A 25755-nucleotide genomic window follows, 5' to 3' on the forward strand; every position below is an offset into this window, starting at 1 on the left:
TATTTTTGCCCAAGTCAAAGCTGGCGGAATTCTCGCGGACATATTGCTAGGAGAACTCACATGAAAATCTGCGCTCGAGTGGACAACCCTGCCGCTGTTCTTCGCCAGCGTCTCGAAGCCCTTGCCTCTCAACTCGCAGAACTTGAGAGTCTCAGGGACCGGGTGGATCGAGAAGAGAACCATCAGCGCGAGCGGCGCCAGTGCGGCTATCTCAAACGACGAGCAAGCTCAGAGTGCAACGGAGCGGTCGCTGCAACGTCGCAGATCTAAAGCTCCGCCTTGTCGCAACCCATCAAATTATTTCAGCGAGAGTCCGAAAGCGAACGGATGTTTCGAATTTAATCGATCATATTTGGCTTCGGCAGGGGGCGAGCGGTTCATCCGCAGCAGCCTCCGGTCACGCCGAGAACAGGGGCGCTGGTTTTCTGGCGCAGTACGTGCCGGGAGCGGGGGTCTTCAATCCATTAACTAGTTTCGCTTGAAAGGATGAAAGCTCGTGAATGATGCCAATGTGAAAGTCGAAACGCAGGCCGATCCGGTGAATGAGAATACGAATGGTGCAAAACCAAGGATCGATTTGCCGCTTTTGAATTTCCAGGAACTCTTCCGTGGATTCGCCGAGCAGGGCGCCGCACAGACCAAGAAAAATATCGCGAGCATGAAAGCGACTTCCGAGGAGATCAGCGACATTCTCCGTGAAGCCTGCTCAATGAACGCCAGAGGGGCCGTCGATTACGGTGCCAAGGTCATCGAGATTTCCAAAGACAATACCAGGGCCACCCTGGAGTTTTTATCCCGGCTCGCTGAGACCAGGTCGCTGCTGGATATCGTGCATCTTTCGACCGCCCGAAGCCGCGAGGCTTTCGAAGTCGTCTCCGCACAGAATCGGGAGCTCTGGGAGCTCGCGCAGAAAGTTGCGATCGAGACGACCGAGCCCATCAAGACCAGCTTCAATAGGGTGTTTCACAAGACCGTCTGAACCGAGGCTACCGGCCGCACGGTTCGACTGGACGGACATCTCCGCGACGAGGGGACGCTCGGTCCAGTCGATGGCGGGGCAGCGTGCCCTGACCGCGCAACAGGTTGCAGGAGATCAAGATGGGTGTGGTGATGATCAAATGCCCGGAAACGGGCGACGCCATTTCGACGGGTATCGAAACCGATCGCGAAAGGTTTCGTTGCAGCGCGGTATTCTTTCGCGCACCTATTGCCGGGTCTGCGCGGCTACACACGAGTGGTTCGCGCGAGAGCCCTGGGTCTACGAGCCTGCCCTGGATAGTCGGTTGCCGGGCGGCTGGCAGGCGTCTCGCGCCGGCGCGGCGTGAATAAGTCCTGCTGCGCCACGCGAAACGATCCGATCGATTCTGCGGCTCATCACCTTGTAGCACTCGCATGCCACGGCTTCGAGCCGCGGCCGGTCAATCTCGAGCTGACCGCGGCGGTTGGATTTCAAGGCTCGAGACGCGCGCAATGCCCTCACAACATGCGTGACCGTGGTGCGCCGGACCCCCAGTAGCTCCGACATAGTCTCCTGTGTCAAAGGGAGGGGATTGCTGCTATTCGCCCGGTCGTGAATTTGAAGCAGCCAGCAGGCCATCCGGGCTTCGACGGAATGCAGTGCATTGCAAGCCGCGACGTGCTGAACCTGCGTCAGCAGCGATCTCGTGAAAATCTGCGCCATGGATGCGATGGCGGGGCTGCGCCCCAGAGCTGACAAAAATTGCGCCGCCGGAATCTGCAGCACGGGCCCTGGTACGCGGACGACTACCGTCACAGATGAGTGGGATGTGCCAAGCGCCAACGTTAGACCGATCGCACCTTCACGACCGATCACCGCTGTGGCGGCAGTCTGCCCGTTCGGCAAGTCCACGATGAAGGCAATCGCGCCGCCACAGGGGAAGAGAAGGTGCTCGATCCGATCTCCCGATCGGACCAGTACGGCGTCGCGCTCGAGCACGACTTTCCGCAGGTGAGGCGCAAGCAAAGCGAAATCGGCCGGCGGCAAGGCTGCTAACAATCGATTACCAACTCTGGTCGCGTGGTCCATCATGGGATTCGTCCCCACCGATGTCCGGCGCTAGGTCTCGTGCCGGCTGGTGCCAGCTGGTCTGCACTACTCAACAGCGATCCAATCGGTCACCGGAGATATGGTTCCAATTGGGAGTCGTGCGTGTGCGACGGCACCGCCACGCACGATCCCGCGAGATCCTGCGATTGGCGCCAACTGGAGACCGGCAGGCTCGCGGGCATTGCAGTTGATGTCGGCCGAGCCTATCGCTCGTCCGCCTTCTCGGGAACCGGAAGAGTGTCCTCGGAGCGGACGCTCTATGCCTGTGGGACGGATGCCAATTTTCGGCCGAATATGCTCAGGCGGCGACTGCCTAATCATTGAACGTTCTTAACTCGTGGCTAAACTCTTAATCAGGCGGGTCCCAGGTTTGGGCCCCGCCCACCGCACCTCGCAAAGCCTTAGGCCGATCCACGGTTTGAGAAGACCGAATTAAAACGGCTTTTCACGTCGAGACCGGCAACGATAGCTGGCGGTTCAAAAGCCGAGACGACGATCACGCGACCCGCGCTCGTCTCGCCTCCGCTATCCCGGCCAGCTCCGACGAGACGAGCGCTACCAGCAAACCCCGCCGCGCAAAGGGGTCAAAATTGGACGCCGATGAGGGGGCAAATTTGCAACGATGACGTAATTGCGGTCGGCGCTCGTGGCATGCAAGCCGCATTATCGTCGAGCCCTCGCAATCACCTGATTCGAAGGAGCTCCCATGAAGCAGTACGTCGGGTTGGACGTCTCACAGAGAGAAACCGCCGTATGCGTTGTCAACGAGACTGGCCAAGTAATCTTCGAAGGAAAAGCCAAGTCTAATCCTGGTGCCTTGACCGACCTGCTTCGCAACATGCGCCTCAATCCGAGCGTATCGGCTTCGAGACGGGTGCGATGGCGAGTTGGCTATGGCATGAACTCCGCAGGGTTGAGCTTCCGGTGGTCTGCATCGACGCTCGGCATGCGCACGCAGCTTTGTCGGTCCGTATGAACAAGAGCGGTCAGAATGATGCGCGAGGCCTTGCAGAACTGGTGCGAGTGGGATGGTATCGAGAGGTCAAGGTCAAAAGTGAGGAAAGCCAAAAGATCCGAGCGATCCTTGTCGCCAGATCTCGGCTAGTGTCGATGCGCCGAGACATTGAGAACCAGATTCGTGGCTTGATCAAAGAATCTGGATTACTATTCCCTCGCGCGATCGGCCAACAGTTCCGCAACCAGGTCAGCGAATTCTTAGGCGCTGATCATTTACTCCTCAACGTGATATCGCCGCTGCTCTCGATCCATGAGAACATCTGTCGAGAACAGGAAAAGTTCGACAACGAGGTCCGCCAGTTGGCGAAGCTGGACGAGACGACGCGGCGACTGATGCCGGTCCCGGGTGTCGGCGTCGTCACGGCCCTAACGTTCCGCCACACGATCGATGATCCCTCGCGCTTCCGATCGGCGTCGACAGTCGGCGCTTACCTCGGCCTTGCGCCGCGACGTAGCCAATCCGGCGAAACCGACACCAACGGAAAGATATCTCGACGGGGCGACCGGCTTCTCCGAACTTACTTGTTCGAGGCCGCCACTGTCCTTCTTTCTCGAACCAAAAAGTGGTCTTCTCTAAAGGCCTGAGGCATGAAGCTCGCCAACCGGATCGGCATGAAGAAGGCAAAGGTCGCAATTGCCCGAAAGATCGCCGTGATTCTCCACTGCATCTGGGTCGATGGCACATCGTTCGACTGGGTCCAGCCGAAGCCAATCTAATATTTGCTCGCAAGTTCCTGGTCCGGTCCGCCGGACTGGCGATGTCCCGCTGGGACGGTGGTTGTGGTGACCTCGGTCAATCGGCTGGTGGCGGTTCGCCCGCACTCCGCTGCAGACGTTGAGGCGCCCGATCCGGACATCATCATGAGGCGCTCGCGACCTCGGAAAGGACCATGACCCCATCTACGACATCAACCCAACTCGCTGAAGCCGCCAACGATGTCGATTGCCAATCCCGCTAGGCAATCGTCTCGCCATCCGCGATCGCTCCGTCTCCGCAACCTGACCAGCTCCGACGGAGCAATCGCTACGGGCGTGTCACTGGAGAGAGGAAGAATGGTAACTTGACAACAAACCGCAATTAAAGGGCCGATCTCCTCCAGAAGAATGTTCAAGGCGCTCGGGCCTTCTAAGCACGCGATCGGCCATACCGGAAGGGCGGCAAAAGCACTGGGTGAAGAGGTCAAGAACCGGATCATCCCGCAGTGCACCGGGAGCTTTGATCGGGCGAGCCTTTGCGGCGCTCGGGTTTCGGAGGACTCTCTCGAACGCGAGGCAATCTGCACGTCTTTGCGCCCGATGATCCGAGCTGGACGCCATCGACCTTCCAACGTCAAAACCCGCGTGAAAAAGTCCGGAATGCCGAATGGGCTGCTCACGTTGAGAGACGCCCCCCGTTTTAGAGACGTTGCGGACTAGGCACGGTACTGCATTTGGCCCCGAATTCGATCAATCCGGGCTAGAACCTTCTCTCGTGACGATAGCTGTCGATTTCAAATATATGATTTAATTCGTTTAAAAATGTGATCGACATACATTCAGCCTCGTGCCTACTTCGGGGCGCGACGAGGTTATCGGGTTATGGTCGGTCCCAGACAGCGTTCGGTCCCATCCCGTCGTGCTGCATTGTTTTCCGTGTGAACACGCGAAGCTGAAAGTTGCTGCGGTGCAGGTCCGCTAGTGGCCCCAAAGCGGACTCCAGCGCATCGCGCTGCCCTGAGGGAGTAGCGAAGCCTCGAATAGCCTTGGAGCAACTTATGGGCGCACTTTCGTGACCGAGCCCGTTAACATAGTTAAATTGATTTGCTGGTTTTTCCCGATATTTTTTTGCGCAGGGGAGAACATTCATGCGAAGCTCTCGTGCAATCCTTTATGCCCAACGACTTAGCGAACTCACCTCTCAGCTCTCAGAATTGGAATATATTCGAGGTCTAGTCGAAGAAGCAGAGCGAAGCGCCCGCGGTGTGCCTCCATTACGCTTGACACGTCCTGCTTCGCGCCGCCTTCGAACTCGTGAACCAGGCGCCCTGTCTGTCCGCTTCCGTCGCCGCGCGCCACCAAGCTGGAGTGCAGGCGCTATCAGCCCCTGACAACGACAACCAAGTCAATCGGACTTTGCTGGAGCCATTCCCCGACGGATGGTGGGCTTCCTCCTAAACCTCTCCAAGCGCTGGCTTACCGCGCCTTGGACGAGAGCCAGGGAAGCGCCAGCAATGATAAGCGGCTCCGCACGTTGATACGCATCGCCGGCCGAGGGTCTAACCGTAGGCGCCGGTGGCTGAGAGACAATTCCGCGCTCCCGCCTGCATGTTAGGAGCGCAAAATGGCCGAAGAATTCAGCACCGAGACACGCCGCCGGCTCGAGCGAGCCAACGAAACCATCGCTCAAAGTCGTCACTTAGCCACGGAACATGGCGCACTCGTCCCTGAGTGCGAACTAAATCTCCGACATAGGCTGCTCAACATAGCCACCCTGCCTACTGATGACCTGGAGCGCCGGGTCCGCGCACCTGAGGGGAGTGGACTGCACCCCCTTGTGGCCCATCAAGTTGCGCCTCGTTCGGAGGAGGTCCGCTCATCGCGCCACAGCAGACTAGGTTGTTCAACTTGAGTTCTTCGCATTTTGACCCATTGCAAAAGCTTCGAGCGTTCGTCTTTACGAACACGTGCTGGGGACCTACTCCATGCCACAGCACGGGATAACCGTTGTGCTCGACATCGCCGGGAATGTCCTCCTTTTAGCCATGAATTGCTTCGGGGTGATTGCGGTGACCCACAGCAGTCGTCAAGCTAATGGCTAGTTTTCTTGATGCAAACTGGCTCACTGTTGGGGACGCTCTTGCAATCCCAATCTGGGCCGAAGCCAGATGCCTGATGAACGGACGGATATCGAACAAGAACGACAGCACAGACACATATCAGAACAACGGCAAAGAGGACGACGAAGACGTCACTGCGCGCGAGCTGCCACCTGAGCCATCTCATCGTTCGCTCCCGGGTTGACTACCATTCTCGCAATTAGCCTCGCCTCGCTAAAGATTCATTCGACCAATTCGGAGAAATTGAGCAATTGGCGCGAGGCCAGCTTTTGGCCCATCGCTTCCTTACGCGGTGTCGCTGCATGTCGGTTCACAAGGGCAGACCGGAAGTTTGCAGCCAGGGGCCAGCGTCGGCGGCTTGTGACCCGTTGCTAACGTGAGCTAGTGAGCCTTCATTGCGCGCAATAGAAAACGAAGGCCCGGGCGTTCGTCATGCTTAAGACAGCGGATCCGTTTGCGGGTCGGTTATCTCGGACTACGCAGCGTGGAGCGCTGCTCATTCCACGCCGCCAGCAGAGGTTTCAGCAGCTCGTCAAGCTGAAGCGTGCTGGGTTGGCGGCCGGACGGGACGGCATTGAAGGATCCATCGGGATTGGACTGCCGTGACGATGAAGATGCCCTGGCCAAAGCCAGGACCACCGCCAGCGAGATTGCGTCTGCCCCCCGCGTGCACGACCCGCGCCGCATCGCAATTGAGGACGAGGCCAGCCGGCAAGTTACCATCATTCCAGTGATCAATCACCACACCAACATAGGAGGATGACTCCGTGGCTGCCGACAAACCGGTCGGCGACAACGCGCAAAGGCGCGGTGAAGAAGCGGTCGCAGACCAAGACCAGGATGGGCGGCGCGACGACCTGGACCAAGCGTGACAGGTCGAGCAGCGAGTTCATGGCCTTGAAGTAGACCAGCAAGAAAACTAGCGTCAGAAAAAGTGATCTCGTTCAGGCTTACCGGAAAACGAGTCCGGCTGCGAGAAAAGCCTTCGGCGACATAGAATGGGCCCCTCCGCCCGACATGGACCCATTCCACAGGAAAAACACGGGGCGATCTTAGCGGCCAGGACATGCCCCGCGTAGTTTCCGGATTACGAACGCGCGTTGTAGTCAGTGGATGCCACGAAAGTTCGGTAATCGCTGTCGAGCTGCTGGGCGCGTTTCGAGATATGCGCATAACCAAACGCGATCCCAAGCTTGTCATCGGGACGTTTTGTCGCTGATGAACTCCAGGCCGGCGTCGGCATAAAGGTCGATCAGGTTGCGGTCGGCAGGGGCGCCGGAAACTCTGCCGAATATGTCGATGCGCGGTCGTCGCTGCCTCATATTTCTTGAGGACGGTGGAGTCGTGCGACTACAGTTCTCGCGAAAGCTGCTCAAAGCTGCTAACGTTTCTTCAAACGTAGACGCTGGTTTATGATTTACGGTAACCTCTTTCGCTCATCGCCATTGCTCTCTCCGGAGATCCAGGTGGCCTGCTGTGCTTTGAGTCCAAAGCCCGTTGCTCTTGCTTGCGTGTAGAATCGGTGGTGGGCGGCCTCACTCTTCCGCCACTCTCAGCTTGAAAGCACCCTAGCCAACGTCCGTTGACACCTTTGCGACTGTTGCAACATTCGCGTGGGCCGGTGCTGACCGAACTCGGTGGCAGCTGTCCGTGAAATCCACCATCAATGTGCTGTCCGTTTCGAGTCCAGTAAGGCGCGCGGAACATCGCCGACATCGTCAAGGTCAGGCGCCTGGCCGTATCCCATGCGTTTCATCTGCTCATGTACCTGCGCCATTTCAGCGTCGCTGAGGCGCGGCGGCTCGCCGATAGCCAACGCATGGACATACATCTTCGCCAGCGTCTCCACCTCCAAGGCGAGCCAAAGCGCCTTTTCAAAGGTCTGGGCCGTCACGATCAAGCCATGATGGCCAAGGAGGCAAGCGTCGCGATCTTCGAGGGCCTTGAGGGCGTAGTCCGATAGTGCCTGCGTGCCGAAACAAGCATATGGCGTACACCGGACATCGTTGCCACCCGCAACTGCGACCATATAGTGGAAGCAGGGAATATCACGTTCGTGAACGGCGAGAATCGTGCTGAAGGTGGAATGCGTATGCAGCACGACGTTGACGTCTTCGCGTGCTCGCAGAATATCGCGATGAAAGCGCCATTCGGATGAAGGCCGATGGTTGCCCTGGTAGTTCGCGGCAAAATCCATCGCGACAATGTCCTCTGGCTGCATCCGATCATAGGGCAGACTGGTAGGCGTGATTAGCATGCCGTTTGGAATCCGGTGCGAAAGATTGCCGGATGTGCCCTGATTGAGACCGTTTCGATTCATCTCCCTGCAGGTATCGACAATGCCTTGGCGGAGATCGGCATGATTACGGTCTGTCATGAAGCGGGCTCCGAGAAAGCGATCCAGGACTGGTAAGCGGTGGAAAGGTCGCGCGGTTCGAACCTATCGTTGCTGAGTGATGTGACGGCTTCAAGGATCACGCTTGAAACCGGCAGCGTACGCGAGAATCGCCGCCACAGCAGCGCAGCGCCAAGCGCCGTTCCGTCGGGAGATCGACTCACCCAGACACTCTGCGAGGATCGCAAAGTCGCAAGACAACGGGCGAAGGGCAGGTTTGCGGCAAAGCCACCATCGATGACTATGCGTTTTGAGCTCTCGAGCGCATCAAGGCAGCGGTTTGCGCTGAACGCTGCGTAGAGCACCGCCAATGCCTGCCATTCGGCAGGCGTTTCGGGGGGCGGCCCGATGACCCGTCCGCGGCGAGCAGCGCCCGGAAACAATCCATCATCGCCGACGAATGAGGGGAGCGCCAGGGTTCCTCCCGACAGCAGGGTGGGCAATGCGGCAAGGACGGCTGCATCAGAAGTAAAATGTTCCCCGCGGATGAGGTCGTATTCGCGGCCGGCCGCGATCAACGTCGAAGGTGCATTCTCCCCATCGACATCGATATTGAGAACCATCGCGCGCGCGCAATCGAGTTTGTCCAGGGGGAGGCCGCGCTGAAAGCCGATCATCCAAGTACCGGTCGATAGGATCGAGGCATCGGCCATGCCGGCGGCCTTGTAGCGAAACAGGTTGGCGTTGGAATCATGCACGCCGCAGAGGATCTCGGTCGATTGCGCCAGGCCAGTGCGCCTGGTTACAGATTCCGAAACCGTCCCTAGCACCTCACCGGCGGGTACGCATTCGGGCAACAGATGGCTCCAACCGCGCTTACGCATAAGAGAAGAAGGCTGACGGTGGATGAGGTCCCAGATATGGCTCTGAGCCGCGAGCTGCGAGATTTCGCTGGCCGCACGTCCACCAAGCCGCAGGGCGAAAAACTGCGCGGTGGTCAGATAGGCTTTTGCGCGAGCGAATTCGACGGGATACGCGCTTTCCTGCCAAAGCAGCTGTTTTCCGAGCCGCATCGCCCCTCCGATTCCGCAAAACACCTCATCGTAACCAGGCGCGATCCGGGCATATGCTTCATCGATTGCGGGCGGAGAGACGGCATCATAGTCCATCATCGGCAGCACTGGCGTATCACCGTCGACGAGAACCGCGCCGCATCCATGCGCAGCCACGATCACGGCGCCAATGGCATGGCGTTGAGACACGTCGGCAAGGGTATCGAGAAACCACTCTTCTAACCCGGCAAGGTCATAGGCGAGGTACGACCCCTGAGCCATAGGCACATTTGGAAGCCCATGTGTTTCGAGCGGCCAGCCGTCGTCGCTCGCCACGACCAGTTTGAGATTGGTCTTGCCGATGTCGAGAACTGCAATAGGGTTCGAGACGATCGAGCGCATCATCGCCGGCTACCGCGGCGCTTTGCCGGCGACATGAGGAACCGCCGCGACGGCAATCAAGATTCCACCCCAGATCGCTAGCGTGAGGAATTGGCTGAGGTTCAGAAGGTTGAATGCCGAGGAGATCACCTGAAGGATGATCAACGCAAGCAATAGCCCGCCGACTTTGCCGAAGCCGCCAAACGGATCGATGCCGCCGAGCACGGCCGCGAGAATGGTGACCAGCAGATAGCTCTCGCCGTATGCCGCGTTGGCCGAATTGAAACGTGCCAACATGACGACCGCCGCCACGCCCGCGAGCAAGCTGGAAAATACATAGAGTTTGAGGAGGACGGCGCGGGTATTGACGCCGGAGTAACGGGTCGCCTTCTCGTTCGAGCCGATCATGTAAACCTTTGCACCGAACGGCGTCGCGTTCAGCATGAGCGCGACGGGCAAGGCGCAGAACGCAAGTACGATCAGAGCAAAGGGTACCCCGAAAACCGTTCCGTTGCCGATAAACACAATCGGCTCCGGGAATCCGGAGATGACGTTACCGCGCGACAGGCCGATCGCGAGACCCTTGCAGAGCGTCATCGTGCCGAGCGTGGCCAGGATCGGCGAAACGCCGAGATAGGCGATGACAAAACCATTGAGGAGGCCGACCAATGCAGCCACTGCAAATCCTGCAGCGATCGCAAAGACCTGAATGCCGACCCAGGCAAGGCCCTGGCTCCCCGGGATGTAGCGCGTCAGCAGGAAGGCGATGGTCAGTCCGGACAGATTGGCGGTTGCGATGATGGAAAGGTTGAGTCCACCAGATAGCAGGGCCAGCATCATCGCCAGTGAGAGGATGCCAAGTTCGGGCATCTGGAAAGCCATGGATTGCAGCGTGTTGACCGAGAAGAACCGATCGCCGATCGTGATCGCGAACACGACCCAGAGTGCGAACAACAGCAGGATGAGGGTGGCGACTGTGCCGCTGCTGGCGAGACCGACCATGCGCCGGCGAAGCGAGAGGGCAGGGGCGTTGCTCATCGGGGCGCGCTCCGGGTTCGCCGCTCGCGCTGCGACCAGGCGGTCGCAGAGACCGAAATGAGAATAACCAAGCCGACGAAGAACGGCGACCAGTAGGACGAAACGCCCAGCAAAATGATTCCATTTTGGAGTACCGCGAGCAGTGTCAGGCCCAAAAACGTGCCGAAGACCGTGCCGACGCCGCCCATCAGGCTGGCGCCGCCGAGCACGACGGCAGCGACCACATCGAGTTCCTTGCCCACCAGCACCGTCGGGGCAACGGACTGCGCGAGTTGTGCCTGAATCAGGGAGGCGATTCCGGCCATGACACCCATGTAGCAATAGACCAGTATATTGAGGCCGAAAATGTGGAAGCCGAGCCGCTGTGCGGCGTCGGTATTGCCTCCCATGGCATAGATTTGCCGGCCGATATTGGTTCGGTTAAGCAGGAGCCAGGTGACGAGAAATGCCAGCACGAGCGCGAGGATCTGCAGATTGACACCGTACGAGCTATCCTTGCCCCATTCGAACTCGAACCAGAATATTCCGGTCGCAAACCAGTCGGGCAACGAATAGATGTATTTGCCGCCGGTGAAGAAGATCAGAAGCCCATAGAAGATGTTCAGCGTCGCGACCGAAACGATGATCGATGGTATTCGAAGTTTCTGGATGAAAATCGCGTTGAGGGCACCGAGCGCACCGCCAATTCCAATCGCGATGGCGAAGACGCCGATCCAGTTCGCCCCGTAAGCATTGGCAAGCGAAAGTGTGACATATTGCGCCACCGACGCGGTCGCGGTGAATGAGATGTCGATTCCGCCGGCGATCAGGACGACCAGCAGCCCGAGCGCTAGGATGCCGACAAATGCATAGGAGGTCAGCAGATCAAACAGATTCTGCATGGTCAGGAATTGGGCGTTCGCGAAGCCCAAGCTGGCGCAGAGCCCAAGGATGACTATCAGCAGCCAGAACTCATGGCTGCGACGAAACCTGCCGAATGATGCCATGTGCGATTCAGGCATTGACGGCCTGCCGAAGCGCATCTTCGGAAGTGGCTGCGGCAGGCACGTCGGTTGTCAAACGACCTTCCCGCATCACCAAGACGCGATGACTATGATAAAGGACCTCGGGGATTTCGTCCGATATCATCAAGACCGCGACGCCGTCGCGGGCCAACCGCCGGATGATTTCGTAAATGCCGTCCTTGGCGCTGATGTCGACGCCCACCGTGGGGCTATCGAGGATAAGCACCCGCGGATTGGTCGCCATCCATTTGGCGAGCACGACCCGCTGCTGGTTGCCCCCGGAGAGCGTCTTCACCGGGTTGGCGGGATTGGAGACCTTGATCCCGAGTTCAGCAACCCACCGAGCGACATGGGTCTGTCGCGCGCGTGCGGCAATCAGGCCGAACGCGCCAGCCAGACGATCCAGCACCGTAAGCGTGACGTTCGCCGTGACGGACTGATTCAGGATGAGACCAAGCGTAAGCCTATCTTCGGATACGTAGGCGATCCCTCGATCGATCGCCTCTGCATTTGTACGGAGGGCGATGGGCCGCCCGTCAAGTGCGATAGTGCCGCGATCGGGCGGCTTCATGCCGAACAGGGATAGCGCCAATTCGGTTCGCCCTGAGCCGAGCAGACCGGTGAGACCCACTACTTCGCCCGCGCGCAACTGCAAGCTTACATCCTCATACTCGCCCTCGCGGCCCAGGCCCTTAACTTCCAGCACAACCGGGCCAGCGGCAAGCTCAGGCGCCTGTATCTGATACTCGAAGGACTTGCCAGTCATCAGCTGGCTGAGTTTCCGCCCATCGATTGTGTCTGCGGCAAAAGTACCGACTTTGGCGCCATCCCGCAGCACCGTTACGCGCTGGGCGATTTCAAGCACCTCATCGAGACGGTGGCTGACGAAAACGACGCAGATGCCGGCACGCTTCAGCTCGCTTACGAGCGCGATCAGGGCGTTCACCTCGTGGCGGGTCAACGATGCCGTCGGCTCATCCATAATCAGGAGTTTGGCATCCGCAGCCAAGGCGCGGCAGATCGCGACCAGCTGGCGTCCGGCAATGCTGAGCTCTGACACTTTCGCGTCCGGGTCGAACGCAACGCCGATCTTTGCCATTGTGGCCTTCGCGGTGGCGCGCATTGAGGCCCAGTTCACCGAATGGAGGCCGCCAAGATGGTGCGCCATCGCGATATTCTCGGCGACGGTGAGGTTGGGGAATAGCGAAAGATCCTGGTAGATGACCTGAATGCCGCAATGCGTGGAGTAGACCGGGTTCAGTTTAGGATATTCCTTGCCGGAAATTGCGATACGGCCGCCAGGCTCCGCTGCCTCGACGCCCGAAATGATCTTGATCAGGGTGGACTTGCCGGAGCCGTTTTCACCGACCAGGCAATGCACCTCGCCGACTTCCAGAGTGAGATCGACGTCGCGGAGCGCGTGCACGCCGCCGAAGCGCTTCGATATGCCGGACATTTCCAGGAAAGTCACCAAAGGTTCGCCTGCAATGGAGTCGTGCGATCACTCGAGTGGTCCCGCATTCCCGACCGGAAGGGCCGGGAATGCAGCGCGACGAGGCGACTAAACCGGTCCGGCCTAGAGCCCTCCGGCGATCAGACCGTCGATGGTTTCCTTGTTGATGCGCATGATCTTGTCCACCTTGATCTGCTTTCCTGCAACGTCGACGGCTGCCTTGCCAAGGCCGGGTACATCGACGCCATCCGTGATCGGCTTGCCATCGAGCACGAGTTTGGCCACCGCGACCATCGCGTAACCCGCATCGGTGGGATTCCACAGAAAACCCTCGCGGATCGTATCATCCGCGATAAGCGACTTCGCCTGGCTTGGCAGCACGGTGCCGACAACGGCGATCTTCTTGCCAAGACGTTGCTGACGCACAGCATTTCCGGCCCCGATTGGTCCGTTCGAACCGAAGCCGAGAATACCACGCAGGTTGGGATAGGCCTTGATCACGTCAAGCGTCGTGCGCTGGCTGGTGTCGATCTCGTCGGCGCCAGGGAAGCGGTCGGCGACGAGCTTCATTTTTGGAAAATTTTTCTGCTGGTAGGCAATCGCGGCATCGGCCCATTTGTTGTGAAGTGGCGTCGTAAGAGTCCCGACATAAACCACATAATCACCTTCGCCGCCCATGTCCTTGGCGAGACGTTCCATCTGCACCTCGCCGAACCGAACGGAGTCGATCAATTCCACATTCCAGTCACGGCCTTCCTGTTCCGGACCCTCATGCGTGATGACCTTGATTCCGGCGGCCTGGGCGCGCTTCAGTACGGGCTCGCAGACTTTTACATCAAGCGGCACCAAGCCGATCACGTTGACCTTCTTGGCAATCAGATCCTCAAGCAGCTTTACTTGCTGTGCCGGATCGACGTTCGCCGGGCCAACCATAGTGGCATTAATGCTGAAATCCTTCGCACCCTTCTGGATTCCCTTTTCAAGTGCGTTGAACCACGGAATTCCCGCGATCTTCACGACCGTGACCATTTCCTTTTGGGCTTGCGCAAAGGCAAAGCCCGGAAAACCGGCACCGGCCAACGCGGCCGTACCACCGATCAGCTTGAGCGTCTGGCGTCTGTCCATTGTTCCCTCCCAGGAAACGATCTTGGATTCCGCACCCTTGACCTGACAGTCGCTGGGTGGGGCAGTCGAGCCTGTTCTTGCTTGGGGGCAGAAAGTGTTGCCTGTCCAACCGCAGGACCTTGAAGGACATTAGAGACCGGCGCTTCAGAACGTGTCAAGCAAGTGACATGTTCGCCAGCCACCGTCGCGGTGCGATACCTGATCTCGCCGTCGAGCTGCTGAGTGAGGAGCTGCGAGCGATCGGCGTTGCTACAGCCATTATCTTAGCGGAGGAGCGCCAGGCCGCCGGACGAAAGCAAGTAGTCCCAGCCTCTGGTTTTCAAAACCCGGCTTCCGCAAGCGGGCTTCGTTCGGCTTCGCGTAGCGATTCACACTTTTCCCTGAGTGTCATTTTTTTCGTCACGCGCGTGGATGCCACCATGAAAGCCCGGCCATCGCCAGCTTCGCCGTTGCACAATCCCTTGCCGCCCACGAACACCCGACTGTCATTGTTACGTTTTCTGCTTCCACAATTGCCGTCGGTTTGGCCGTGCGTTCAGATCGTGTCTCGCGCCGGAGCGTCCGCCCTCGGCTTGTCAGCATCGCAAGCTGCGTGCCATCCTAGCCCGACACGCGCATGGGAAAGTCAATTCCCGGCATGGCTACGCGCCGCGTTAGGGTGGAACACAAACGCTCAGGGAGACACGACATGGTGTGGACGCTTCGTCTGGCGGGGCTGGCTTGCGCCGGCTTGCTGTTGTCATCGGTGAGTGCTCTGGCAGGTCCAAAGGTCGTCTCCGGTCCCGGCGCCGACCCCGCCTGCTTCAAGCCGTGGTCGTCCGAGACCAAATTCTTTCAGTGGCCCAAGAAGGCGGGCCCCTACAGAATCGCGCTGGTCAACGGTTTTGTCGGCAACACCTGGCGCATCCAGATGGTGAAGACTGCCAAGGCTTTCGCCGATCAGCCGGGTATCAAGGAGAACATCAAGGAGTTCAAGGTTGTTTCCACCGGGACCGATGTCGCGGCGCAACTTGGCGCGATGGAGGATTTCATCAACCAAGGCTTCGACGCAATCGTTACCATTGCGGTAGCTCCCGACGGTTTTGATCGCATCATCCGTCTTGCCGACAAGAACAACGTCGTGGTGGTGCCGTTCGACAACGTCCTCGACACCGACAAGGTGATGATGGTCAACGAGGACCAGAAGGAAATGGGCCGCATGTCGGCCAAATGGCTGATCGACGAGAGCGGCAAGAAATCCGGCGACATCCTCGAAGTCCGTGGCCTCCCGGGAAACTCCGTTGACCGCGATCGTCATCTCGGTTTCCGCGAGGTAATAGAATCGCCCGGCAACAGCTTCAAAATCACCGAGGTGGTTGGTAATTGGGACACCGGCACCTCGCAGAAGGTGACTGCAGATGCGTTAGCTGTGCATGGTCATTTCGACGGAGTATTCACCCAAGGCGGATCCGACGGCACCGTGCAGGCACTGATGGCTGCCAAGCATCCCTTTGTGCCGATGTCGGGCGAGGGCGAAAACGAGTACCGTAAACAGATTGCCGATCACGCCAAGGACGGACTAAAGGGAATGTCCTACGGCCAGTCGCCGGCGCTGGTGGCGATCGCGACCAAGGCGGCGATCTCGGCGCTGCAGGGCAACATTATGCCGCAGCTGATCTCGATCCCGATTCCAGTGGCGACCTACAAGGATCTCAAGCCGGGCACGAATTACTGGCCCGAGCTCAATGCCAACTTCTTTGCGCCGAACCAGTTCACACCGTGCGGCGTGAACTTCACTGCACCGGAGATCATGTCGCAGAGCGAGAAGAACACCCAGTGACGGCTCCAGCGATGTCTCTGTCACGGCCCGGCATTCGCCGGGCCGTCGTTGCGTGAAGGCCCGGCCATGCCGGCTGCCGATCCGACGCAATCCGCCTTCCTGGAGCTTGCCGGCATCTCCAAGCGCTATGCCGGCGTTCGCGCGCTTGAAGGCGTCGACTTCGCCTGCGAACGCGGCAAGATTCATGCCGTGCTGGGCGAGAACGGCGCCGGCAAGTCGACCCTGATCAAGATCATTGCCGGTGTGGTGCAGCCCGACAGCGGTCGCATGCGCCTCGCGGGGAGCGAGGTCAGCTTCGCCACGCCGTCGGCGGCGAATGCGGCCGGTGTCGTCTGCATCTTTCAGGAACTATCGCTGATGCCCGACCTCTCGGTCGCGGACAACATCTCCATTGCATCCCCGCCGCGGCGGTTCGGCCTGATCGATGCGAAGGCGCAGCGCCGCCGCGCCGAAGAGCTTTTGTCCGAGATCGGCTGTGAGGACGTCAACCCCCTGAGGCGCGTGCGCGATCTGCCCCTATCGAGGCGCCAGGTGGTCGAGATCGCGAAGGCGCTCGGCAAGCGGCCGCAGTTGCTGATCCTCGACGAGGCGACATCGGCACTGACGAGCGCCGATGTGGAGAAGGTTTATGCGATGCTGGCGCGGCTCAAGGCCGAGGGCGTCGCAATCCTGTACATCTCGCACCGCATGCACGAGGTCGAGGCGCTCGCCGACCGGGCCTCGGTGTTTCGCAACGGCCGCCATATCGAGACCTTCGACAAGGGGAGGCGTTCGACGGCCGATATCATCCAGCTCATGATTGGGCGTGACATCGCGGCCCAGTATCCGCCCAAGCCGGCGCGAAATGCCGCGAAGCCGGTGCTGGCGCTCGAGAACCTGTGCTGGGAGAGGCAGCTCGATCGCATTTCACTGAGCATCGGCGCCGGCGAGATCGTCGGGCTCGGCGGTCTCGACGGGCAGGGCCAGAAATCCCTGTTGCTTGCGCTGTTCGGTGTTTTGCGCGGTGTCACTGGTCGCCTCACGGTGGCAGATCGCGAGGTACGTCCCGGCTCCCCGGCGGCGGCAAAATCGGTCGGCATCGCACTCGTGCCTGAGGACCGCAAGACCGAAGGACTGATGCTGCCGATGTCGATCGCAGACAATCTTGCGATCGCATCGCTCGACGCGCTTTCGACTGGCCCATTCATCGATACCGGGAAGGAACGCACCGCGATCCAGCGAGCCATCGCGAGGCTGCAGATCAAGTTGGACGCCGCGAGTGATGCGGTCTCGACGCTGTCGGGCGGAAACCAGCAGAAGGTCGTGCTCGCCAAATGGCTGATGACCGATCCGCGCATCATCCTGCTCAACGATCCCACGCGCGGAATCGACGTAGGCACCAAGCAGGAGCTCTACCGGCTGATGCGCGAACTCGCCGACCAGGGCGCCGCAATCCTGTTCTACTCAACCGACTATGACGAGCTGATCGGCTGCTGCGACCGCGTCGTCATCATGTATGACGGCCGCATCGTGCGCGAGCTCGAGGGCGACGACCTCACCGAGACCAACATTGTCGCAAGCTCCCTGAATGTCGACACCGATACCGCAGCGAGGGCGGCGCATGCTTGACGATCTCGCGATCAGGATCCGCCAGAACATTGGTCTGGTCACCGCCATCCTGTTGTTCTGTGCTCTCTACATTTTCTACAACGCCGCGCATCCCCGCGGCTTCTCCTCCGCCGTGCTGGTGCAGAATGGCGACGAAATCTTTGCGCTCGCCATGCTGGCGATGGCGCAGACAGTGCCGGTCTTAATGTCGGGCCTTGATCTCTCCGTCGGAGCGGTCATGACCATGGTCGGCTGCTTTGCAAGCTACCTCCTGACCGGCGCGGCAGGTGGTGCGCCGCTGCATCTCGACCTGTTCGGCGTGCATCTCGGCCTCGGCACCTTTCCGGGCGGCGTGAGCGGCATTCTGCTCGGGATCGCCGTGTGCCTTGTGATCGGCGCGGCGGCCGGCTTTATCAATGGTTGCGTCGTCGTCTATGGGCGCATCCAGCCGATCATCGCGACGCTTGCGACCGGCGCGGTCTACATCGGCATCGCGCTTTTCCTGCGTCCGACCCCGGGCGGCAAGATCGATGTTGATCTGAACTGGGCGCTGACTAACTCGCTCGGCGATTTCGCCTCGACCGTGCACATCTTCGACGATGGCGCGGCTGCCTGGTTTGCGCCGTTCGCCTGGATCCCGGTCCCCTTCGTGCTTCTCGTTCTCATTCCGCTGCTGGTATGGGTGCCGTTCCGCCGCTCCGTTCTCGGCCGCGCCGTCTATGCGATCGGCTCGGCCGAGGGCGCAGCTTATATGTCCGGCCTTCCGATCGAGCGCGCCAAGATCGCCGCCTTCACGCTCGCGGGCTTCTTCGCCGGCTGCGGCGGTCTCTTCCTTGCTATCCAGACTTCGTCTGGGAATGCGGACATTCCGCAGGCCGGCGCCTATACGCTCAACTCGATCGCCTCCGTGGTGATCGGCGGCACTTCGCTGCTTGGCGGAACCGGCAGTGCGATCGGGTCGATCTTCGGCGCTATGGTCTTGCGCGTGATTTCCTTCTTCTTCCGCATCTTCGACATTGCCCCTCTTCTGCAGCCGCTGTTCGAGGGCGTGATCCTGCTCGCTGCCGTCAGCATCGGCGCGTTGGGTATGCTGCGCGTCAAGAACACGTTGGAGCTGTTTCGATGACGGCGGCCTCATTCAGCCTCTCGCGCGACGATCGCCCGATCCTGATTGCGGCGGTGTTCATCGTCGTCATTCTCGTCGCGGGTACGGTTTACACATTCGCCCGTTTCGGCAGCGCTCCCCTGTTGTCTCCGGCCTATCTTCTGCAGCAATTGCAGATCGGTGCGTTCCTCGGGATCGTCTCGGCCGGCATGATGATCGTGATCCTGATAGCGCAGATTGATCTGTCGGTGCCCTGGACGCTCGCGGCCGCGGCCATGATGGCGACCTCGGTCGGCGGTCCTCTCGCAATTCCGGTCGGGCTCGGGGTCGGCGTTCTGGTCGGGCTCGTCAACGGCGTCGGGGTCGCGTATCTGCGGGTCCCCTCGATGATCTTTACGCTGGGCGTGAATGCCGTGATGCGCGGCCTGATGGTCGCGCATACTGGCGGCTACGCACCTCAGACCGGGGCGACCGACCTGATGCGGATGCTGGCGGGCGATCGTACGCTCGGCATTCCCAACGCGCTGTTCGTCTGGGCCGGGGTGTCCGTGCTGGTGGTCGTGATCCTGCAGCGCATGTCGCTCGGCCGCTACATCTACGCCATCGGCAACAAGGAGGCGGCGGCCTATCTCGCCGGCGTCAACACGCGCCGCGTCACGGTGGTCTGCTTCGTCCTCTGCGGCCTTGCTGCCGCGCTCGCGGGCGTGCTGCTCGCCGGCTATTCCACCAAGGCCTACCAAGGCATGGGAGACGCCTATCTGCTGCCCTCGATCGCCGCCGTCGTGATTGGAGGCACCAACATCCTCGGCGGCCGCGGCCGCTATCTCGGCACGCTGATCGGCGTCGTCCTGATCGTGCTCCTGAACAGTGTATTGTCGATCATGGAGATGCCGGAGGCGGGCCGCCAAGTGATCTATGGTCTCGTTATCATCTTCATGCTGCTCGTCTACGGGCGGGGCGAACGCGTCACGAGCTAGATGGCCAGCCTAAGGTGGCCCGCCTTCTTTACAAATTGGAAATCATCGTAAATCAAAATTTTAGCGAAACGAACTGCCTTGCTCGACACAGTATCCGCGAGCTCAGAGACCGGCAAGTTCGGATCGCGCGCTATCGAGGAACTTGAATCCGATCTGCAGGGCGACGAGGGCACCGACGGCCGGCGAAAGCGCGGTCAGAACGGCTGAGGATGGCGCCGCACGCCGCCCCGCGCCGCCTTTTCCCTTACACGGCCGCGCGCGTATTGAGGAAGATCGAATACAGCGATGTCTGTCCGCAAATGTAGAGACGGTTGCGCTGCGGACCGCCGAAACAGACATTCGCCACGATCTCGCCGATGGGAATGGTGCCGATATGTGTCCCGTCGGCTGCGTAGCAGAACACGCTCCGTCCCGCCGACGTCCAAACGTTGCCATGGATGTCGCAGCGAAATCCGTCGTAGAGGCCGTCGGGGCAGGTGGAAAACAGCGAGGGCTCAGCGACCTTGTTTCCCCGGACCTTGTAGGACCAGATCGTCGCGGGCAGCCCGTCGACGTGGGTCGCGCCGGTATCGGCGACATAAAGCAGCTTCTCGTCTGGCGAGAACGCCAGCCCGTTCGGCTGCACGCGGTCAGAGACGAGGAGGCTGATCTCGCCGCCCGCTGGATCGATCCGATACACGTGGGAGGCGCCAATCTCGGATTTGGTCTGCTGGCCCTCGTAATCGCTGTCGATGCCGTATGTCGGATCCGAAAACCAGATCGAGCCGTCCGATTTCACCACGACATCGTTGGGCGAGTTCAGCCGACGCCCTTCGAACTGCTCGGCAAGCACCGTGATGGAGCCGTCATGCTCGGTCCGGGTGACGCGGCGCATGAAGTGCTCGCAAGTGACGAGCCGCCCCTCGTGATCGGTCGTGTTGCCGTTCGAGTTGAAGCTCGGCGAGCGGAACACCGACACCGATGAATCCGTCTCGTCGAAGCGCATCATCCGGTTGTTCGGAATGTCGGACCAGATCAAATAGCGGCCGGCCGGAAAGTAAGCGGGTCCTTCGGCCCAGCGGCAGCCGCTGGTGAGTTTTTCGAGATTGGCGTGACCAAAGACCAGGCGAGCAAAGCGTGCGTCGTGCGTAACATAGGGGAGCATCGTTCCTCCTCGTTGCCGCAGGCCGTGAAGTGCCCGCGTGCCGGTTCCGCTTTTCTTAGCAACCCGAATGTATGAGCGGAATAGTCTTGTACGAGACCCGTAATCCTCGCGTTGACACCTGACGGCAAATACATACGCTGCGCGTCGCTGCAATGAGACTAGCGCGGATCGAGGCGCGGAGAAGGAAGTGCAATCCACCATGGTTTCGCAATCGGCTTTGCCGCGCCGCACACTTGGCCGGACCGGTCTCGAAGTTTCCATCCTCGGGTTCGGAACCGCACCGCTCGGCGATCTCTTTCTCGAGCTCGACGACCACACTGCAATTGCCGCAGCGAGCCGTGCCTTCGAGCTCGGCATCAATCTGCTCGATACATCGCCGCACTATGGCAACGGCCTGTCGGAGCATCGCTGCGGAACGGCGCTCCGGCGCGTGCCGCGCAAGGATGTGGTGCTTTGCACAAAAACCGGTCGCTGGATGGATCCGTTTCACCAGCCGGAGACTCGGTCCGGATTTATTGGTGGACAGCCGCACCGAGCCGTCGTCGACTATTCCTATGATGGCACCATGCGCTCGGTCGAGCAGTCGCTGTTGCGGCTTGGCACCGACCGGATCGACCTGTTGCTGATCCATGATGTCGATGTGTGGACCCACGGTAAGGACGCGATCGAGGATCGGTTTCGCGAAGCGATGTCCGGGGCCTATGTAGCGCTGGACAAACTTCGTTCCGAAGGTGTGGTCGCGGGCATCGGGATCGGCGTCAACGAGGCGGAGATGTGCGTGCGCTTTGCGCAGGCCGGGTCCTTCGAGGTGATGCTGCTCGCCGGGCGTTATTCGCTGCTGGAGCAGCCAGCACTCGAGGAGTTCATGCCGCTGGCGCTGAAGCAGGGCATCGCGGTGCTGCTTGGCGGCGTGTTCAATTCGGGGATTCTGGCGACGGGCGCCATCAAGGGCGCCAAGTACAATTATCAAGACGCACCGCCGCAGATCCTTTCGAAGGTTGCTGAGATCCAGCGTATCTGCGCAGCTCATGACGTAGCGTTGCCGACGGCCGCTCTACATTTTGCGCTGGGTCATCCCGCGGTCGCGAGCGTGGTTCTCGGGGCGCATAATGCGCAGGAGGTCGAGCGCAATGTGGCAGCGCTGACCACCACAGTGCCGGGCGCGCTCTGGAGCGATCTCAAGGCCGCGTCCCTGCTGGAATCGGAAGCGCCTGTTCCGAGGTAGACCGGATGAACACGCTTGAATTGGTTCAAGCCGAGGGCTCGGATCACCGGGAAAACAGCTCCCCACCGCTCGAGCTCGCCCCCGTAGGTGCGCGGCACGTGGGACTGGCTCAGTGCCGATTGCGGCGCGGATTGTCGGCCGTGCGTTGAAGTCCGCGATCGATCTGAGCAAGGGAGTCTATGTTGTCCGCTAGGTATGGCCAAGGCGTTCGAAATCTGCGCGGGCGTCGCGGGCCGTGTGGATCAGACCGCCATACCTGTCCGCGATTGGCTTAAACGATCCAGGCAATCGATCATCGATGACGAGATGGTGGCAGTCGTCGAGATGGCCGCCCCGGACCGTCGCATTGCGACCGAACTTGGTGATGTCGGCCACTAGCACGGACGTTCGCGAATTGGCCACAATGGATTGACGCGCCTTGACTTCATCGGCATGGAAATCGAGCAGCGTGCCGTCCTCATCAATCCCCCCGACACCGAATATACCAAAGTCGGCGCGGAAACCCGCGAAGAAGCGCGCAGCCGACTCGCCAATGATATCGCGATCGAGTTGCCGCAGCGTGCCGCCCGCGATGCTGATCTCCACGTCCGGATTGTGCGCGAATGCTGCGGCCACGTTCAGGCTGTTGGTGATCACCCGCAGATCCCGACGGCGGGAGAGCGCCTGCGCGACGTATTCGGGCGTCGTGCCAAGTCCGATCATCAGTGACGTCCCGTCAGGGATGAGGTTGGCGGTCGCGTGCGCGATCCGCCGTTTCGCGCTGGCGTTTAACCTGTGCCTGCTGCCATAGGCGAGGTTCTGGTTCTGGACCGGGAGGCCGACCCCGCCATGCACCCGCCGGAGCAGGCCCTGGTCGCAGAGTGCATTCACGAGGCGGCGAATGGTCTGCTGAGTGACATCGAAACGCACCGCGAGCTGCTCGATGGAGGCGAAGCCTTGCTCGCGCACGATCTCTAGTATGTGGGTCTGACGGGTCGTGGCGGTCCTGAGCATAGGCCCTCCGTTCTCAACGAAAGTATCATTTGAACTCCAAGGACGCAATTTTCTGGTTTCATATGGCGTTACGCTATGTTCAAATGAACATCGTGGTGGCTACGCCGACGAATGCGCGTGGCACGAGGGAGGGCGCATGGACCGGTCTGTCTGCGGTGAGCGGCCTTGCATGGGTCCGTTGCAGCGAGCCGTCGCCAGCGGCGTAGCCGCATCACGGTGAGAGCGAACAGGCCATGTCAGCGATCACGCTGAGTCATGTCTCCAAGTTCTGGGGCGCGATGCGCGCCGTCGATGACGTCAGTCTGACAGCGAACGAGGGCTCGCTACTTGTGCTGCTGGGACCGTCCGGCTGCGGTAAGTCGACCACGCTGCGGCTGATCGCCGGGCTTGAGGATGCTGATGCCGGTACGATCGCCATCGGCGGCGTCGACGTGACCCATCTGACCCCGGCGCAGCGGAATATCTCCATGGTCTTCCAGTCCTATGCGCTGTTTCCGCATTTGAGCGTAGCCGAGAACATCGTCTTCGGACTGCGTGTGCGTCGCGTGTCGCGCGCGGAACGAGACGAGCGGCTCCGGCGTGTGGCCGAGATTGTTGGCCTTGCGCATCTGCTTGAACGCAAGCCGTCGCAGCTATCTGGCGGCCAGCGCCAGCGGGTTGCACTGGGACGAGCCATCATTGCGGAAGCGCGGGTCTGCCTCATGGACGAGCCGCTTTCAAATCTGGACGCCAAGCTGCGGCATGAGATGCGGACGGAGATCCGCGCCCTGCAACAGCGGCTCGGAATGACGATGGTCTACGTGACCCACGATCAGACCGAAGCCATGACGATGGCGGATCGCGTCGTGCTGATGCGCGATGGTCGTATCGAGCAGAATGGCACACCAGAGGAGCTATATAACCGGCCGGCGACGGCATTCACGGCGCGGTTCATCGGCACGCCGCCGATGAACCTGTTGCGCCAGGGTGATCATCTCATCGGCATCCGGCCCGAGCATATCCGCATCGTGTCGGGCGGGGACCATTTTGCGCGCGTCAGGGCGATCGAGCATCTTGGGGCCGACAGCATCGTTCTGTGCGAGGTCGATGGTCAGCCCATCTCGGTGCGGCTCGAAGGTTTCAGCAAGGTTCGGCCAGGCGAGGATGTCCGGATCGCGTGGGAACCCGGGCTCGAGCATCGGTTCGATTCAAGTTCGGAAACTCGCTTGGAGACCATCGTCACAGAGGGCCAGCGGGCGATATCCGGTCGATAGCAGCGGCTGTTTCAAACGCAGTAACGAAGGAGATTGTCCCATGTTTGCGCGACGAACGATGTTGATGGCAGCGGCGTTTGCCGTACTCTCGATGGCTGCACGCCCGGCTGCCGCAGTGGATCTGACCATGTACTATCCGGTCGCGGTCGGCGGTCCCGTCACCAAGATCATCGACGACATGGTCTCGCGCTTCGAGAAGGACAATCCCGACATCAAGATGACGGCGGTCTATGCCGGCAACTACACGGATACGATGACCAAGGCGATGACCGCCATGAAGGGCGGGCAGCCGCCGCAACTGTCGGTGTTGCTGTCGACCGACGTGTTCACGCTGATGGACGAGAACGCGATCGTGCCGTTTGACGATCTCGTCGGCGACAAGGCCTGGTTCAAGGAGTTCTATCCGGCGTTCATGGCGAACGGGCAGATCGACGGCAAGACCTGGAGCGTGCCGTTCCAGCGTTCGACCATCGTGCTGTACTGGAACAAGGACGCCTTCAAAGAGGCGGGCCTTGATCCCGAGAAGGCGCCGGCGTCCTGGGACGAAATGGTCGAGATGTCGAAGAAGCTGGTCAAGAAGGATGGCGGCAACACGACGCGCTGGGGCATCGAAATTCCCTCGACCGGATATGCCTACTGGATGCTGCAGGCGCTGGCGATCGAGAACGGGCAGAAGATGATGAACGAGCCCGGCAACGAGGTCTATCTGACCGCTCCGAAGACGGTCGCTGCCCTCGAGTACTGGGTCGACCTGTCGCGCAAGCACAACGTCGCCCCGGCCGGCAGCATCGATTGGGCGACGCTGCGCAACGATTTCCTCGAAGGCAAGACGGCGATGATGTGGCACACCACCGGCAATCTGACGGCGGTCAAGGACGCCGCGAAATTCCAGTTCGGTGTGGCCATGCTGCCGGCCAGGGAGCGGCGCGGATCACCGACCGGCGGCGGCAATTTCTACATCTTCAAGAGTGCGTCTCCCGAACAGCAGAAGGCGGCCGTCAAGTTCATTCAATGGATCACGGCTCCGGATCGCGCGGCCGAATGGAGCATGAAGACGGGCTACGTGGCAGTGTCGCCGGCCGCCTACAAGACGCCGACGATGGAGGCCTACGCAAAGGCCTTCCCGCAGGCCACAGTTGCGCGCGATCAGCTGGAGCACGCGGTGCCGGAGCTCTCCGTTCATGAGAACGGCCGCATCTACAAGTTCATCGGGGATGCCGTGCAGGCCGCGATCACGGGCGCGCAGAAGCCGCAGGAAGCGCTGGCCGCCGCGCAACAGCAGTCCGACCGCGTCTTGCGCGCCTACAAATAGGGACGTGGCGGGATGGCGCGCCACCGCCATCCCGCCGGCTCACAGATGTCC

At 60.4% G+C, this 25755-nt stretch carries 20 protein-coding genes and 2 pseudogenes; 11 read left to right on the forward strand and 11 right to left on the reverse strand.

Annotated elements, in window-relative coordinates; translation table 11 throughout:
• Window positions 1-496 precede the first annotated feature (496 nt).
• Entirely contained in the window at window positions 497-979 is a 483-nt protein-coding gene (locus ACIPUD_RS03870; RefSeq protein ID WP_085352703.1) for a phasin family protein, read from the forward strand.
• Between the two features lie 279 nt (window positions 980-1258).
• Here the strand turns inward: ACIPUD_RS03870 and ACIPUD_RS03875 are convergent, their stop codons facing one another.
• Complete coding sequence (locus tag ACIPUD_RS03875) at window positions 1259-2050, reverse strand: Crp/Fnr family transcriptional regulator (protein WP_085352704.1); 792 nt, start codon at window positions 2048-2050, stop codon at window positions 1259-1261.
• A gap of 467 nt (window positions 2051-2517) precedes the next feature.
• On the opposite strand from ACIPUD_RS03875, the pseudogene ACIPUD_RS03880 reads away from it, so the two are divergent.
• From ACIPUD_RS03880 to ACIPUD_RS03890, 3 genes and pseudogenes are all read left to right on the forward strand, one after another.
• A pseudogene (locus tag ACIPUD_RS03880) lies at window positions 2518-2694 on the forward strand (IS21-like element helper ATPase IstB); the annotation flags it as partial.
• An 80-nt stretch (window positions 2695-2774) separates the two neighbouring features.
• Window positions 2775-3802, forward strand: a pseudogene (locus ACIPUD_RS03885) (IS110 family transposase).
• Window positions 3803-6445: 2643 nt separating this feature from the next.
• A complete protein-coding gene (locus ACIPUD_RS03890) occupies window positions 6446-6664 on the forward strand; it encodes a DUF6894 family protein (RefSeq protein ID WP_377791128.1) in 219 nt (72 codons plus the stop codon).
• Here the strand turns inward: ACIPUD_RS03890 and ACIPUD_RS03895 are convergent.
• The 8 genes from ACIPUD_RS03895 to ACIPUD_RS03930 form a co-directional block, all read right to left on the reverse strand.
• A complete protein-coding gene (locus tag ACIPUD_RS03895) occupies window positions 6636-6815 on the reverse strand; it encodes a hypothetical protein (protein WP_143275436.1) in 180 nt (59 codons plus the stop codon). The two genes, ACIPUD_RS03890 and ACIPUD_RS03895, sit on opposite strands and share 29 nt — an antisense overlap.
• Before the next feature lie 173 nt (window positions 6816-6988).
• Complete coding sequence (locus ACIPUD_RS03900; protein ID WP_247369116.1) at window positions 6989-7144, reverse strand: carbohydrate porin; 156 nt, start codon at window positions 7142-7144, stop codon at window positions 6989-6991.
• A gap of 420 nt (window positions 7145-7564) precedes the next feature.
• On the reverse strand, window positions 7565-8278 hold the full coding sequence (locus ACIPUD_RS03905; protein ID WP_026233824.1) for a class II aldolase/adducin family protein: 714 nt from the start codon (window positions 8276-8278) through the stop codon (window positions 7565-7567).
• A complete protein-coding gene (locus ACIPUD_RS03910; RefSeq protein ID WP_446480159.1) occupies window positions 8275-9693 on the reverse strand; it encodes a carbohydrate kinase in 1419 nt (472 codons plus the stop codon). Before ACIPUD_RS03910 ends, ACIPUD_RS03905 begins: the two co-directional genes overlap by 4 nt.
• Before the next feature lie 6 nt (window positions 9694-9699).
• On the reverse strand, window positions 9700-10707 hold the full coding sequence (locus ACIPUD_RS03915) for an ABC transporter permease (RefSeq protein WP_018459498.1): 1008 nt from the start codon (window positions 10705-10707) through the stop codon (window positions 9700-9702).
• Window positions 10704-11708, reverse strand: coding sequence for an ABC transporter permease (locus ACIPUD_RS03920; RefSeq protein WP_018459499.1), 1005 nt, complete (start codon window positions 11706-11708; stop codon window positions 10704-10706). Before ACIPUD_RS03920 ends, ACIPUD_RS03915 begins: the two co-directional genes overlap by 4 nt.
• A complete protein-coding gene (locus ACIPUD_RS03925; RefSeq protein WP_026233826.1) occupies window positions 11701-13185 on the reverse strand; it encodes a sugar ABC transporter ATP-binding protein in 1485 nt (494 codons plus the stop codon). The genes ACIPUD_RS03920 and ACIPUD_RS03925 overlap by 8 nt, the downstream gene beginning before the upstream one ends.
• A gap of 102 nt (window positions 13186-13287) precedes the next feature.
• On the reverse strand, window positions 13288-14289 hold the full coding sequence (locus tag ACIPUD_RS03930; RefSeq protein WP_007608730.1) for an autoinducer 2 ABC transporter substrate-binding protein: 1002 nt from the start codon (window positions 14287-14289) through the stop codon (window positions 13288-13290).
• Between the two features lie 688 nt (window positions 14290-14977).
• Between ACIPUD_RS03930 and ACIPUD_RS03935 the strand changes: the two genes are divergently transcribed.
• From ACIPUD_RS03935 to ACIPUD_RS03950, 4 genes are all read left to right on the forward strand, one after another.
• Window positions 14978-16108 carry a sugar ABC transporter substrate-binding protein gene (locus ACIPUD_RS03935; protein WP_018459502.1) on the forward strand — a complete coding sequence of 377 codons (1131 nt, stop codon included), beginning with the start codon at window positions 14978-14980 and terminating at the stop codon, window positions 16106-16108.
• Between the two features lie 66 nt (window positions 16109-16174).
• Window positions 16175-17716: a sugar ABC transporter ATP-binding protein gene (locus ACIPUD_RS03940; protein ID WP_018459503.1), complete on the forward strand. Its 1542-nt coding sequence runs from the start codon at window positions 16175-16177 to the stop codon at window positions 17714-17716.
• The gene (locus ACIPUD_RS03945; RefSeq protein ID WP_018459504.1) at window positions 17709-18821 is read left to right on the forward strand and encodes an ABC transporter permease; all 1113 of its coding nucleotides are present in this window, start codon (window positions 17709-17711) and stop codon (window positions 18819-18821) included. Before ACIPUD_RS03940 ends, ACIPUD_RS03945 begins: the two co-directional genes overlap by 8 nt.
• Window positions 18818-19777 (forward strand): ABC transporter permease, encoded by a 960-nt coding sequence (locus tag ACIPUD_RS03950; protein ID WP_018459505.1) that lies wholly within the window; start codon window positions 18818-18820, stop codon window positions 19775-19777. Before ACIPUD_RS03945 ends, ACIPUD_RS03950 begins: the two co-directional genes overlap by 4 nt.
• Before the next feature lie 244 nt (window positions 19778-20021).
• On the opposite strand, the gene ACIPUD_RS03955 is transcribed toward ACIPUD_RS03950, so the two are convergent.
• Window positions 20022-20921: an SMP-30/gluconolactonase/LRE family protein gene (locus tag ACIPUD_RS03955; protein ID WP_446480160.1), complete on the reverse strand. Its 900-nt coding sequence runs from the start codon at window positions 20919-20921 to the stop codon at window positions 20022-20024.
• A gap of 199 nt (window positions 20922-21120) precedes the next feature.
• Between ACIPUD_RS03955 and ACIPUD_RS03960 the strand changes: the two genes are divergently transcribed.
• A complete protein-coding gene (locus ACIPUD_RS03960) occupies window positions 21121-22146 on the forward strand; it encodes an aldo/keto reductase (protein WP_018459411.1) in 1026 nt (341 codons plus the stop codon).
• Window positions 22147-22335: 189 nt separating this feature from the next.
• On the opposite strand, the gene ACIPUD_RS03965 is transcribed toward ACIPUD_RS03960, so the two are convergent.
• Window positions 22336-23139, reverse strand: coding sequence for a DeoR/GlpR family DNA-binding transcription regulator (locus ACIPUD_RS03965; RefSeq protein ID WP_204510883.1), 804 nt, complete (start codon window positions 23137-23139; stop codon window positions 22336-22338).
• 233 nt (window positions 23140-23372) lie between these two features.
• Between ACIPUD_RS03965 and ACIPUD_RS03970 the strand changes: the two genes are divergently transcribed.
• Entirely contained in the window at window positions 23373-24392 is a 1020-nt protein-coding gene (locus ACIPUD_RS03970; RefSeq protein WP_085357362.1) for an ABC transporter ATP-binding protein, read from the forward strand.
• 58 nt (window positions 24393-24450) lie between these two features.
• Window positions 24451-25704: an ABC transporter substrate-binding protein gene (locus ACIPUD_RS03975; RefSeq protein WP_085357364.1), complete on the forward strand. Its 1254-nt coding sequence runs from the start codon at window positions 24451-24453 to the stop codon at window positions 25702-25704.
• Window positions 25705-25755 lie beyond the last annotated feature (51 nt).

This window comes from Bradyrhizobium sp. CAR08 (assembly GCF_052871955.1).

What these genes read in the sequence shown, in the direction of transcription:
- ACIPUD_RS03930 (WP_007608730.1), bottom strand. Translation starts at nt 14,289, where the DNA reads ATGGACAGACGCCAGACGCTCAAGCTGATCGGTGGTACGGCCGCGTTG.
- ACIPUD_RS03920 (WP_018459499.1), bottom strand. Translation starts at nt 11,708, where the DNA reads ATGCCTGAATCGCACATGGCATCATTCGGCAGGTTTCGTCGCAGCCAT.
- ACIPUD_RS03905 (WP_026233824.1), bottom strand. Translation starts at nt 8,278, where the DNA reads ATGACAGACCGTAATCATGCCGATCTCCGCCAAGGCATTGTCGATACC.
- ACIPUD_RS03940 (WP_018459503.1), top strand. Translation starts at nt 16,175, where the DNA reads ATGCCGGCTGCCGATCCGACGCAATCCGCCTTCCTGGAGCTTGCCGGC.
- ACIPUD_RS03910 (WP_446480159.1), bottom strand. Translation starts at nt 9,693, where the DNA reads ATGATGCGCTCGATCGTCTCGAACCCTATTGCAGTTCTCGACATCGGC.
- ACIPUD_RS03955 (WP_446480160.1), bottom strand. Translation starts at nt 20,921, where the DNA reads ATGCTCCCCTATGTTACGCACGACGCACGCTTTGCTCGCCTGGTCTTT.
- ACIPUD_RS03875 (WP_085352704.1), bottom strand. Translation starts at nt 2,050, where the DNA reads ATGATGGACCACGCGACCAGAGTTGGTAATCGATTGTTAGCAGCCTTG.
- ACIPUD_RS03950 (WP_018459505.1), top strand. Translation starts at nt 18,818, where the DNA reads ATGACGGCGGCCTCATTCAGCCTCTCGCGCGACGATCGCCCGATCCTG.
- ACIPUD_RS03965 (WP_204510883.1), bottom strand. Translation starts at nt 23,139, where the DNA reads ATGCTCAGGACCGCCACGACCCGTCAGACCCACATACTAGAGATCGTG.
- ACIPUD_RS03945 (WP_018459504.1), top strand. Translation starts at nt 17,709, where the DNA reads ATGCTTGACGATCTCGCGATCAGGATCCGCCAGAACATTGGTCTGGTC.
- ACIPUD_RS03960 (WP_018459411.1), top strand. Translation starts at nt 21,121, where the DNA reads ATGGTTTCGCAATCGGCTTTGCCGCGCCGCACACTTGGCCGGACCGGT.
- ACIPUD_RS03970 (WP_085357362.1), top strand. Translation starts at nt 23,373, where the DNA reads ATGTCAGCGATCACGCTGAGTCATGTCTCCAAGTTCTGGGGCGCGATG.
- ACIPUD_RS03915 (WP_018459498.1), bottom strand. Translation starts at nt 10,707, where the DNA reads ATGAGCAACGCCCCTGCCCTCTCGCTTCGCCGGCGCATGGTCGGTCTC.
- ACIPUD_RS03900 (WP_247369116.1), bottom strand. Translation starts at nt 7,144, where the DNA reads ATGCCGACGCCGGCCTGGAGTTCATCAGCGACAAAACGTCCCGATGAC.
- ACIPUD_RS03975 (WP_085357364.1), top strand. Translation starts at nt 24,451, where the DNA reads ATGTTGATGGCAGCGGCGTTTGCCGTACTCTCGATGGCTGCACGCCCG.
- ACIPUD_RS03935 (WP_018459502.1), top strand. Translation starts at nt 14,978, where the DNA reads ATGGTGTGGACGCTTCGTCTGGCGGGGCTGGCTTGCGCCGGCTTGCTG.